Raw genomic sequence first — 9,444 nt, forward strand, 5'->3', positions numbered from 1 at the left:
TTGCGCGACATCGCCCTGGACGATTACCGCCGTTGCGGCGTGATGGCGGCGGTCGACGCGGTCAGCGCCATTTGCGAGGGGGCGAAAATTCACGCCGTCGGGTATTGCCTGGGCGGCACGCTGCTCGCCGTCGCCGCCGCCGCCATGGCCCGCGATCATGACAACCGCCTCGCCAGCCTGACGCTCCTTGCCGCGCAGACCGATTTCACCGAAGCCGGCGAGCTGCAGCTTTTCATCAGCGAGACGCAGCTAGCGTTTCTCGACGACGTGATGTGGGCGCAGGGCTATTTGGACTCCTCGCAGATGGCGGGCGCCTTCCAGATGCTGCGCGCCAACGACCTGATCTGGTCGCATCTGGTGCGCCGTTATTATCTGGGCGAGGACGACCATCCGAACGATCTGATGTCCTGGAACATGGACGCGACGCGCATGCCCTATCGCATGCATTCGGAATATCTGCACGCGATGTTCCTGGAGAACGATCTGGCGGAGGGGCGGTTTCTGGCGGGGGGGCGGAAGATCTCGCTCGCCGACATCCATTTGCCGGTGTTCCTCATCGGCACCGAGACCGACCACATCGCGCCGTGGCGCTCGGTCTATAAGTTCCAGATGCTGAACCCGGGCGACGTCACCTTCGTGCTCACCTCCGGCGGGCATAATGCCGGGGTGGTCAGCGAACCCGGGCACCGGCACCGGCATTTCTGCCTGCTCAACCGCAAGCCGGGCGATCTCTACGTGCCGCCTGAGGAATGGCAGGAAGCCGCCGTTTGCCACCAAGGCTCCTGGTGGCCGTCCTGGTCCGGCTGGCTTGCCGCGCGCTCCGGCGCGCCGGTGCCGCCACCGCCCGAGGGCCGGCCGGAAGCGGATCTTGCCGCGCTGGAACCGGCCCCCGGGCGTTATGTGCTGCAACGCTGAGGCGAAGACCGCCGCGATCACTGTATAAAAGGCGGCGCCGGCGGGAAGCCGGCTCTTGCCGGCTTCCGGCGCTGAAACCGCGCAAATTCATGCGGTTCAGGGCTGATTTCGGCATGGCGGCGTCTCACGGCGCCGGTTGCCGCCGCGTATTGTTAGTCAAACCAGTCACCTGGGACCAACAATAACCATACCGAAGCGAAAAAAACCCTCTGGTGCTGATCCGGGCCCTCCGCTACAAGCAACGCAACTCTGCACTATTATGCAGGGAGCGACTAACAAGATTGAGGGAACAAAAATATATGCCAGTGCAGAAGGGCTATCGTGCACCAATGGCGCAAGGAGACCAGCGCAAAACCCTGGTTGATCCGCCGTTATCCGGTCATGGAGGCAAACCCGCCCGTCCTTGACCCCCCGGGCCGGCCCCGCGCCAGGCCCGCTTTCCAATCAAAAATGACACTAGGAGGTTTCATGTTCCAACAATTGATCACGCCCGTCGCGGGGAGTCTCGCGCTGTCCACAATTGTCGCGATCCTGCCGGTGGCAACCGTGCTGCTGCTGCTCGGCGTGCTGCGCCGGGCCGCCTGGCAGGCGGCCCTGTGCGGGCTGATCGTGGGGCTCATCATCGCCATCGCCGTCTGGCAGATGCCGGTGGGCCTGGCGTTGGACGCCACCGCCAATGGCGCGGTGTTTGCGGTCTGGCCGGTGATGTGGATCGTCGTCGCCGCCCTGCTGCTGTACAATATTTCGGTGGTGACCGGCCGGTTCGACGCGTTCCGCGCCTGGGTGCTCGATTATCTGCCCAATGACCGGCGCGTGGTGCTGGTGGTGCTGGCCTTCTGCTTCGGAGCGCTGCTCGAAGGCGTGGCCGGTTTCGGCACACCGATCGCTATCATCGGCTCGCTGCTGATCATGGTTGGCTTCAAGCCGCTCGATGCGTTGACCTTCGCGCTGATTTTCGACACCGCCCCGGTCGCGTTCGGCGCGCTCGGCGTGCCCATCACCGTGCTCGGCGCCGTGACCGGCCTGCCGGCTCTGCATCTCGGCCAGATGGTCGGCCGCCAGCTGCCGGTCATGGCGTTCATCCTGCCGTTCTACGTCACGGGGCTGTATGGCGGCTGGCGGTCGATCAAGGCCCTGTGGCCGATGCTCGCGGTCGCCGGCGGCAGCTTCGCGCTGTTCCAGGCCATCACCTCCAACTACATCAACTACGCGCTCACCGACGTGCTGGCTTCGCTCGGTTCCCTGGTCGTCACGCTGCTCTTCCTGCAAGTCTGGAAGCCGGCCTATGACGAGGAATTCGCGATCGAGGCCCATGTGCTGGATGCCGAGCGTACCTCCACAGTCTCGCCGTGGCAGGGCTGGTTGCCCTGGGCGATCGTCTCGGTCGTGGTGATTGCCTGGACCCTGCTGAACATCGCGAGCATCGGCCAGCAGGCGATCCATTGGCCGGGCCTGGACAAGGCGATTTCCATCACCCTGTATAACGGCAAGCCTTATGCCGCGATCTGGGGCTTCCAGCCTTTGGCCACCGGCACGGCGATCCTGGTGGCGGCGGTCATCACCGCCCTGGTCACCGGCCTCTCGCCCGCCGGGTTCGTGCGCTGCATCGGCATGACGATCCGTCAGATCTGGGTCGCCGTGGTCACGGTGATGCTGATCGTCGGCCTCGCTTACCTGATGAACTATTCCGGCCTGGCCTACTCGCTCGGCCTCGGCCTCGCCTCGACCGGGCATTTGTTCATCCTGTTCTCGCCGTTCCTCGGCTGGATCGCGGTGATGCTCTCGGGCAGCGACACGTCGGGCAATGCGCTGTTCGGCAATTTGCAGACGGTCGCGGCGCGGCAGCTCCACCTCAACCCGATCCTGTTCGCCGCCACCAACTCTTCCGGCGGCGTGATGGGCAAGATGATCTCGCCGCAGAACATCGCCACCGGCGTGTCGGTGGTGGGCATGGTCGGGCAGGAGGGCAAGGTGTTCGCCCGCACCTTCATCCACTCGGTGGTGTTCACCGTGCTGATCGCCATCCTGGTGGCGGTCCAGCAATATCTGATCCCCGGCATCATCCCCGGCTAAGACAGGATCCGCTCTGTGGAATGGGGGCCGCATCGCAGGATGCGGCCCTTTTTTCATGGCGTTTTAAGGAGGGCTTCTTTTTGTGAACAAAAAGAAGCAAAAAAACTTTATTAATCTGGGCCGTGCCGGTTTCGCAGCCATCGGCCCAAAAGAGCAAAAGTTTTTGCGCCGCTTTTTTCAAAAAGCGGCCGCTTTCTTCGGCCTGGGCTTATTTAGAATAATCTCGTTTTCAGAATCGGCCGCGGACGGGCTTTTTGATGTGTCCCGGGCCAATCCTCCCCCCTGCCCGGCGCGGCGGGCGCTTCCCTGTGGCGCAGGCTGTGCTTAAAGGAACTTCTATGTCGACCCAGCCTATATTGTTCTGGAAGAATTCGGAGACCGGCCTGAAATGAGTTTTCCTGCCTCGCCGCAGCGCCTGACCCATCTGCAACGCCTCGAGGCGGAGTCCATCCACATCATGCGCGAGGTGGTGGCTGAGACCGAGAAGCCGGTGATGCTCTATTCCGTCGGCAAGGACAGCGCGGTGATGCTCTACATTGCCCGCAAGGCGTTCTATCCCGCGCCGCCGCCCTTCCCGCTGCTGCATGTCGACACGACGTGGAAGTTCCAGGCGATGTACGAGCTGCGCGACCGCATGGCGCGCGAAAGCGGCATGGAGCTGCTGGTCTATCAGAACCCGGACGCTCTCGCGCGCGGGATCAACCCCTTTGACCATGGTTCGCTGCACACCGATCTGTGGAAGACCGAAGGGTTGAAACAGGCGCTCGACAAATATGGTTTCGATGCCGCCTTCGGCGGCGCGCGGCGCGACGAGGAGAAATCCCGCGCCAAGGAACGCATCTTTTCATTCCGATCCGCCAATCATCGCTGGGACCCGAAGAACCAGCGCCCGGAATTGTGGAATCTCTACAATGCGCGCAAGGCGAAGGGGGAGAGCATCCGGGTCTTTCCGATTTCGAATTGGACCGAGCTCGATATCTGGCAATATATCCATCTGGAAAACATCCCGATCGTGCCGCTTTATTTCGCGGCCAAGCGCCCCGTGGTGCGGCGTGACGGGCTGCTGCTGATGGTCGATGACGGACGGTTCCGTCTCAAGCCCGGCGAGGTGCCGGAGCAGCGCAGCATCCGCTTCCGCACGCTCGGCTGCTATCCGCTGACCGGCGCGGTGGAATCCGAGGCCAAGACCCTGCCGGAAGTGATCCAGGAAATGCTGCTCACCACCACCTCGGAGCGCCAGGGCCGCGCCATCGACCATGATCAGTCCGCGAGCATGGAAAAGAAGAAGCAGGAAGGGTATTTCTAATGGATCAATCGACACCTTCCTATCAGGCGGATGCGCTGATCGCCGCCGATATCGACGCCTACCTGCTTCAGCACCAGCATAAATCGCTGCTGCGCTTCATCACCTGCGGCTCGGTCGATGACGGCAAATCCACGCTGATCGGCCGGCTGCTCTACGATTCCAAGATGATTTTCGAGGATCAGCTCGCGGCGCTGGAGGCGGATTCCAAACGTGTGGGGACACAAGGCCAGAACATCGATTTCGCCTTGCTGGTGGACGGGCTCGCGGCGGAACGCGAGCAGGGCATCACCATCGACGTCGCGTACCGGTTCTTCGCCACCGAGAAGCGCAAATTCATCGTCGCCGATACGCCGGGCCACGAGCAATACACGCGCAATATGGTCACCGGCGCCTCGACCGCCGACCTCGCGGTTATTTTGATCGACGCACGCAAGGGCGTGCTCACGCAGACGCGCCGGCACAGCTATCTCGCGCACCTCATCGGCATCAAGAACATCGTGCTGGCCGTCAACAAGATGGACCTGATCGGCTACGACCAGGCGAAATACGATTCCATCGTCGCCGACTATGCGTCTTTCGCGAAAAGCATCGGCATCGAATCCTTCGTGCCGATGCCGATCTCGGGCTTTGTCGGCGATAACATCACCACCAAATCTACGAACACGCCCTGGTATGAAGGCGTGCCGCTGATCCAGCATCTGGAAACGGTGGAGCTGGACGTGACGAGCGCGGCCGCCAAGCCGTTCCGGCTGCCGGTGCAATGGGTCAACCGGCCTAATCTCGATTTCCGCGGTTTCGCCGGCCTCATCGCCAGCGGCAGTGTTCGCCCGGGCGACGCCGTCCGCGTGCTGCCCTCGGGCAAGACGTCCACCGTCACCCGCATCGTCACGCTCGACGGCGATTTGGAAATGGCGGCGGCGGGGCAATCGATCACGCTCTGCTTCGCCGATGAGATCGATTGCTCGCGCGGCGACGTGATCACCGGCGCGGACGCGCCGGTGCAGGTCGCCGACCAGTTCGAGGCGACCATCGTCTGGATGGCCGACGAGGCGCTGCTGCCGGGCCGGGCCTATTGGCTGAAGCTCGGCACGCAAACGGTCACGGCCACGATCCACGCGCCGAAATATCAGGTGAACGTCAACACGCTCGAACATGTCGCGGCCAAGACGCTCGAGCTGAACGCGATCGGCGTCGCCAATGTCACCACCGACCGGCCGATCCCGTTCGAGCCGTACGCGGAAAACCGCGCGCTGGGCGGCTTCATCCTGATCGACAAGCTGAACAACGCCACGGTCGGCGCGGGCCTGCTGAATTTCTCGCTCCGGCGGTCGCAGAATGTGCATTGGCAGGCGTTGGATGTATCCCGCGAGACCCACGCGCGGCTGAAAAACCAGCGACCTTCGGTGTTGTGGTTCACGGGCCTCTCCGGCGCCGGCAAGAGCACCATCGCCAATCTGGTCGAGAAACGGCTGGTGCGGATGAACCGCCACACCTTCCTGCTCGACGGCGACAATGTACGCCACGGGCTGAACAAGGATCTCGGCTTCACCCAGGCCGACCGCGTGGAGAATATCCGCCGCATCGGCGAGGTGGCGAAGCTGATGACCGATGCCGGGTTGATCGTGCTCACCGCCTTCATCAGCCCGTTCCGCGCCGAGCGGCAGATGGTGCGCGACATGATGGCGCCGGGCGAATTCATCGAGATTTTTGTCGACACGCCGCTGGCCGAGGCCGAGGCGCGGGACGTGAAGGGGCTCTATAAAAAGGCCCGCGCCGGCCAGCTGAAAAACTTCACCGGCATCGACAGCCCGTACGAGCCGCCGACCGCCGCGGAACTGCGCATCGACACGACGAAGATGACGCCGGAAGAAGCCGCCGACCTGATCGTCGAGACGCTGATCCCATGAGCGAGTCTTTGCTCCAGAACACTGACGCGGCGCTGGCGGGGCAGATCGCCACCATCGCCGGAGATCTGCTCCTGCAATTGCAGCGTTCCGGCCTGTTCACCGGCAAGGCACTGGGTAAGGCGGGCGACCGGGTGGCCAACGCCTTCATCATGGAGGCGCTGGCGGCGCAGCGCCCGGACGATGCCGTGCTGTCGGAAGAAGAGCGGGACAACCCCGCCCGGCTGTCTGCAAGCCGGGTGTGGATCGTCGATCCGCTGGATGGCACGCGCGAATATGGCGAGGCGCGGGAGGATTGGGCAGTGCATGTCGCGCTGGCCGTCGACGGCCGGCCGGCCGGCGGCGCGGTCGCCCTGCCCGGCCTCGGCCAGACCTTCATTTCTGGCCCCGGCCTGACGGTGCCGGCCGCACCCGCAAGGCCGCGCATGCTGGTCAGCCGCACGCGCCCGGCCGCCGAAGCGGTGGCCGTGGCCGAGGCGCTCGGCGCGGACCTGGTGCCGATGGGCTCGGCCGGCGCCAAGACCATGGCGATCCTGCGCGGCGAGGCCGACATCTACCTGCATTCCGGCGGGCAATATGAATGGGACAATTGCGCCCCCGCCGCCGTGGCCCTGGCCGCCGGGCTGCACGTCTCGCGCATCGACGGCACGCCTTTGGTCTACAACAACGCCGACCCGTATCTGCCCGATCTGCTGATTTGCCGGAAAGAGGACGCGGCGCGCGTTCTTGGGCTCATCGGATAGAAAGTAAGTAAGCAGGCGCTTTTTGAAAAAAGCGCCGCAAAAACTTTTGTTATGCTGGGGCATAAGCTTTGTCGGTGACATAGCCTCAGGCCCAGCATAATAAAGTTTTTTGCTACTTTTTGTTCACAAAAAGTAGTGCTTTCTTGCCTAATACTTTCTTACTGAACGCGTCCCACGTCGTGGAGTCGATCAGGTCGGAAACGCGCTTTCCGAGCGCGATGCCGGGTCGTTCGATGCATCGATGCGCCATTGTTGCGACCATGACCAGGAGGATCGCCGCGAGGCAGACCAGAGTCCAGTGCCCCAGAGGCGACGCAACGGCGATGGCGCGGAGCGGCGCGGGCCGAAGCACGACAGCCAGCACCAGCCCTTGCAGAAGATAAATGCCGTAACTGATTTCCCCAAGCCGCCGTGCCGGGCGGCAGGTGAGCAGACCGAACAATGTACAACCCGAGGCGATCAAATAAAATGCAGGGCCCATCAGCAGGATTGGCAAGGTCGCATAAGCCGTATGACATGAGGCGAAGACGGCGCCGATCAAGGCCAAAACCAGCACCGAGGCAACATGATTTGGCAGGCGCAGGATCATGCCGGCGCGAAGCAGTGAGGCGCTGATCATTCCAGCCAGAAAGAGCGTGGAATAGTTGAAACCCGAAGGGTCTCCGGAAAAAATGACGATCAGGATGGCGGCCGCGATGGGCAAATGCAGCCATTTGTAGCGAGCGAAGAGCGCCAGATAGGGCAGGGCCAGATAGAAAACCCATTCATAATGCAGCGTCCAGGTCACCCCGGCGAGGATCAAGGTGGTGTTGCCGTAGCCGTTCACATCGGGTCCCACGACAAATCCAAGCTCCAGCCAACGGCCGACCTGATGAATAAGTTCGCCAACGGGGACGTGCAGATGCAGCCTTGTGCGAACGGCGACGAATACCAGCATGCCGGCAATGGCGGCGAGATAAAGCGGGCCGATGCGAAAGACGCGGCCGATATAGAGCCGCGCCCAATTTGTCCGGCCGGGTTCGTCAAGCAGCCGTGACCAGAACAGATAGCCGGTGATCATGAAGAAAAACGCCACTCCCATTTGGCCCATCAACGCGTAGGGTCGCGATGGTGGTAACTCCCATGGGCCTCCGAGCAAAAAGCGATGGTAAATCGAGGAATGATGAAAAAATACCGCCAGGGCGAGAAAGCCGCGCAAACCGTCCAGGGTCACGACGCGCCGGGGAAGCGAATGCGGCGGCGCGTCAGCCGCGGCGAAGAGGCGCGTGGAAGCAAGTGCCACGAGTAAAATCATGCACCCGAAAAACGGCGCGATCGAATAGAAGCTCATATGCATCTTTAGGCAGAACCCGGAATATTTTTCTACAATAACGCCGAGCCGTGTCGGCCCGACCTGCCGATCTGCCGGAAGGCGGAGGCGGCGCGGGGGCTTGGATGGAAGAAAGTAAGTGGCCGCTTTTTGAAAAAAGCGGCGCAAAAACTTTTTTTATGCTGTGTCATGGGCTGCGTCGGTGACAACGCCCATGGCCCAGCATAACAAAGTTTTTTTGCTACTTTTTGTTCACAAAAAGTAGCGCTTCCTTCACTTAGCCTAACCTTCCGCCTTCGGCAGCCGGATCACGAACCGCGCGCCGAGCACCGCGCCATTTTCATCCCGCCGGTTTTCCGCGGCGATGCGCCCTTGGTGCGCCTCGATGATCTGCCGGGAGATCGACAGGCCGAGGCCGGAATGGCTGCCGAACTGTTCGTTCTGAGGGCGTTCCGAATAGAAGCGGTCGAACACGCTGTCGAGCTTGCCGTCCGGGATGCCGGGGCCCTCATCCTCCACCGCCAGCTCCACCATGCCGCCGGTTTCGCGCCCGCGCAGCCAGATGGTGCCCCCCGCGGGGCTGAAGGAGATGGCGTTGCCGATCAGGTTGCGCAGCACCTGCACCAGGCGGGGCTCGGAGCCGCGCACCGGCAGCCCGGCGGGCGGCGCTTCGACCACGATGCGCGGGCCATTGTCCTTGCGCGTGGCGTCATGGATCTCCGCCAGCGTCGCCAGCACGCGGGCCATGTCCACCAGTTCCGGCGCGGCGCGGGAGAGTTCGGAATCCAGCCGCGAGGAATCGGAGATATCGGTGATCAGCCGGTCCAGCCGCGCGACGTCCTGGGTAATGATGGCGAGCAGCCGCGAGGCGCGCGCGGGGTCGTCGACGCGCGCCAGCGTCTCGATCGCCGAGCGGATCGAGGAGAGCGGGTTCTTGATCTCGTGGCTGACATCGGCGGCGAATTGCTCGATCGCGTCCATGCGTGCCCACAGCGCCTTCGCGGAGCCTTCCAGCGCCCGCGCCAGGGTGCCGATTTCGTCATTGCGGCTGCTGATCGATTCCGGCGGTGCCTCGGTCCGCGCCCGTCCCTCGCGCATCAGCGCCGCGGCGTTGGCCAGGCGCTGGATCGGCCGGGCGATGGTGCGCGCGAGGTAGAAGGAGACGATGACGGTGAGCGCCAGGGCCAGGGCGAA

General features: G+C 63.1%; 8 protein-coding genes. 6 read left to right on the forward strand and 2 right to left on the reverse strand.

All coding sequences use genetic code 11. The features are described 5' to 3' along the window. The 6 genes from VNC39_RS12120 to VNC39_RS12145 all read left to right on the forward strand — a co-directional run. On the forward strand, nt 1–915 hold a 915-nt coding region (locus VNC39_RS12120), incomplete at its 5' end, for a PHA/PHB synthase family protein (RefSeq protein WP_325399542.1). 468 nt (nt 916–1,383) lie between these two features. After that, on the forward strand, nt 1,384–2,988 hold the full coding sequence (locus tag VNC39_RS12125) for an L-lactate permease (protein WP_325399544.1): 1,605 nt from the start codon (nt 1,384–1,386) through the stop codon (nt 2,986–2,988). 82 nt (nt 2,989–3,070) lie between these two features. Beyond that, the gene (locus VNC39_RS12130; RefSeq protein WP_325399546.1) at nt 3,071–3,316 is read left to right on the forward strand and encodes a hypothetical protein; all 246 of its coding nucleotides are present in this window, start codon (nt 3,071–3,073) and stop codon (nt 3,314–3,316) included. Between the two features lie 60 nt (nt 3,317–3,376). Continuing rightward, nucleotides 3,377–4,294: a sulfate adenylyltransferase subunit CysD gene (gene cysD, locus VNC39_RS12135; protein ID WP_325399548.1), complete on the forward strand. Its 918-nt coding sequence runs from the start codon at nt 3,377–3,379 to the stop codon at nt 4,292–4,294. Next, on the forward strand, nt 4,294–6,201 hold the full coding sequence (gene cysN / locus VNC39_RS12140) for a sulfate adenylyltransferase subunit CysN (protein ID WP_325399550.1): 1,908 nt from the start codon (nt 4,294–4,296) through the stop codon (nt 6,199–6,201). The genes cysD and cysN overlap by 1 nt, the downstream gene beginning before the upstream one ends. Beyond that, complete coding sequence (locus VNC39_RS12145; RefSeq protein WP_325399552.1) at nt 6,198–6,941, forward strand: 3'(2'),5'-bisphosphate nucleotidase CysQ; 744 nt, start codon at nt 6,198–6,200, stop codon at nt 6,939–6,941. Before cysN ends, VNC39_RS12145 begins: the two co-directional genes overlap by 4 nt. A 112-nt stretch (nt 6,942–7,053) precedes the next feature. Here the strand turns inward: VNC39_RS12145 and VNC39_RS12150 are convergent, their stop codons facing one another. Continuing rightward, a complete protein-coding gene (locus VNC39_RS12150) occupies nt 7,054–8,277 on the reverse strand; it encodes an acyltransferase family protein (protein WP_325399554.1) in 1,224 nt (407 codons plus the stop codon). Nucleotides 8,278–8,532: 255 nt separating this feature from the next. Beyond that, nucleotides 8,533–9,444, reverse strand: a 912-nt coding sequence (locus VNC39_RS12155) for a HAMP domain-containing sensor histidine kinase (protein WP_325399556.1), incomplete at its 5' end; no start/stop codon positions are given.

Source organism: Acidocella sp., assembly GCF_035535915.1.
Taxonomy (GTDB): Bacteria; Pseudomonadota; Alphaproteobacteria; order Acetobacterales; family Acetobacteraceae; genus Acidocella.

What these genes read in the sequence shown, in the direction of transcription:
- VNC39_RS12125 (WP_325399544.1), top strand. Translation starts at nt 1,384, where the DNA reads ATGTTCCAACAATTGATCACGCCCGTCGCGGGGAGTCTCGCGCTGTCC.
- VNC39_RS12145 (WP_325399552.1), top strand. Translation starts at nt 6,198, where the DNA reads ATGAGCGAGTCTTTGCTCCAGAACACTGACGCGGCGCTGGCGGGGCAG.
- VNC39_RS12150 (WP_325399554.1), bottom strand. Translation starts at nt 8,277, where the DNA reads ATGCATATGAGCTTCTATTCGATCGCGCCGTTTTTCGGGTGCATGATT.
- cysN (WP_325399550.1), top strand. Translation starts at nt 4,294, where the DNA reads ATGGATCAATCGACACCTTCCTATCAGGCGGATGCGCTGATCGCCGCC.
- cysD (WP_325399548.1), top strand. Translation starts at nt 3,377, where the DNA reads ATGAGTTTTCCTGCCTCGCCGCAGCGCCTGACCCATCTGCAACGCCTC.